Annotated in this window: 3 protein-coding genes; all 3 read left to right on the top strand. The window is 71.0% G+C overall.

The features are described 5' to 3' along the window. A partial coding sequence (locus ACIY1X_RS21345) for a PP2C family protein-serine/threonine phosphatase (RefSeq protein ID WP_399684488.1) occupies positions 1-888 on the top strand: 888 nt, incomplete at its 5' end. A 58-nt stretch (positions 889-946) separates the two neighbouring features. Continuing rightward, the gene (gene rph / locus ACIY1X_RS21340; protein ID WP_399684485.1) at positions 947-1,690 is read left to right on the top strand and encodes a ribonuclease PH; all 744 of its coding nucleotides are present in this window, start codon (positions 947-949) and stop codon (positions 1,688-1,690) included. A 4-nt stretch (positions 1,691-1,694) separates the two neighbouring features. Beyond that, the coding region (locus ACIY1X_RS21335) for a non-canonical purine NTP pyrophosphatase (protein WP_399684482.1) at positions 1,695-2,035 on the top strand (341 nt) is incomplete at its 3' end.

The following is a 2,035-nucleotide window of genomic DNA, read 5'->3' as shown; positions in this document are numbered from 1 at the left end:
TCCGTCTACCAGGTCAGCCGCAAGGGCGGCCGCGCCACGAACGAGGACCGCATGGGCTACTGCTACACGCGGGAGTCCGGCCTGTTCGTGCTGGCCGACGGCATGGGCGGCCACCCGGAAGGCGAGGTGGCGGCGCAGCTCACGCTGCAGACCATCGCCGCGCTGTACCAGCGCGAGGCACGGCCGCTGCTGAAGGACGCCAAGACCTTCCTGGCGTCGGCCGTGATGGCGGCGCACCAGCAGATCATGCGCTACGCCAGCAACAAGGCCATGCTCGATACGCCGCGCACGACGGTGGTGGCCGTGGTGCTGCAGGACGGCACCGCCACCTGGGTGCATTGCGGCGACTCGCGCCTGTACCTGGTGCGCGAGGGGCACCTGCTGGCTCGCACGCGCGACCACTCGCACGCCGAGCGCCCGCGTCCGGGCGTCGTCGAGCCGGCCAACCGCAACCTGCTGCTCACCTGCCTGGGCTCGCCCACGACGCCGCTGTTCGAGGTCTCCGCGCCGACGCCGCTGCAGCAGGGCGACCGGCTGATGCTGTGCTCCGACGGCATCTGGGGCGTGATGGACGACACGCTGCTGGTGCGCACGCTGGCGTCGCGCCCGGTGTCCGACGCCGCGCCCGAACTGGTCGAGATGGCGCTGCGCCGCGGCGGTCCCAACGGCGACAACGCGACGCTGATCGCCATCGACTGGGAGACGCCCGACGCGCCGGGCTCGGCCGGCATCTCCACCGACAGCATCAGCGACGAGGTGTTCGCCTCCACCATCCAGGCGGGCATGCCGGCCGAAGGCGAGCTCGACGACCTGGACGACGACGCCATCGAGCGCTCCATCGCCGAGATCAACGAGGCCATCCGCCGGTCGGCTTCCCGCAAGACCTGACCGCGGGCCGCCCCTGCGGGCCGCGGGTTTTCCGTTCTTTCTTTCCTGCATCTTCTTCATGACTGCTTTCATCCGAAGCGGCGGCCGTGCCGCCGACCAGCTGCGCCCGGTGCGCATCACCCGTGGCTTCACCATCCATGCCGAGGGCTCGGTGCTCATCGAGTTCGGCCAGACGCGCGTGCTGTGCACCGCCTCGGTCGAGGAGAAGGTGCCGCCGCACAAGAAGGGCAGCGGCGAGGGCTGGGTGACGGCCGAGTACGGCATGCTGCCGCGCGCCACCCACACCCGCGGCAGCCGCGAGGCGGCCAAGGGCAAGCAGAGCGGGCGCACGCAGGAGATCCAGCGTCTGATCGGCCGCTCCATGCGCGCCGTGTTCGACCTGAAGCTGCTCGGCGAACGCACAATCCACCTCGACTGCGACGTGCTGCAGGCCGACGGCGGCACCCGCACCGCGGCCATCACCGGCGCCTTCGTCGCCGCGCAGGATGCGGTGGGCACGCTGCTAGCCGGCGGCGCCCTGGCCGCGTCGCCCATCAAGGGGCATGTGGCTGCTGTCTCGGTCGGCATCGTGCAGGGCACGCCGCTGCTCGACCTGGAGTACGTCGAGGACTCTGCCTGCGATACGGACATGAACGTGGTGATGACCGGCGCCGGCCACTTCGTCGAGGTGCAGGGCACGGCCGAGGGCGCCGCCTTCTCGCGCGAGGAGATGAACCGGTTGCTGGCGCTGGCCGAGAAGGGCATCGGTGAGCTGGTCGAACTGCAGAAGCAGGCGCTGGCCGCGCCGCTGAACAAGCAGTGAGGCCATGAAGCTCGTCCTCGCCTCCAACAACGCCGGGAAGCTGGCCGAACTGCAGCAGCTCTTCGGCGGCCTGGGCATCGAGCTCGTTCGCCAGGGCGACCTGGGCGTGGGCGAGGCCGAGGAACCCTTCCGCACCTTCGTCGAGAACGCGCTGGCCAAGGCGCGCCACGCCAGCGCCGCGACCGGCCTGCCGGCCATCGCCGACGACGCCGGCCTGTGCGTCGAGGCCTTCGGCGGCCTGCCGGGCGTGGACACCGCCTACTACGCCACGCAGTTCGGCTACGAGAAGGGCGACGACAACAACGTGCGCGCGCTGCTGGAGCAGATGCAGGGCGTGGCCGACCG

It is taken from the genome of Xenophilus sp. (assembly GCF_044462705.1).
GTDB classification, from domain to species: Bacteria; Pseudomonadota; Gammaproteobacteria; order Burkholderiales; family Burkholderiaceae_C; genus Xenophilus; species Xenophilus azovorans.
This window is presented reverse-complemented; position numbering and strand designations above follow the sequence as displayed.

Excerpts from the sequence above, each read along its gene's own strand:
- rph (WP_399684485.1), top strand. The coding sequence starts at position 947 with ATGACTGCTTTCATCCGAAGCGGCGGCCGTGCCGCCGACCAGCTGCGC.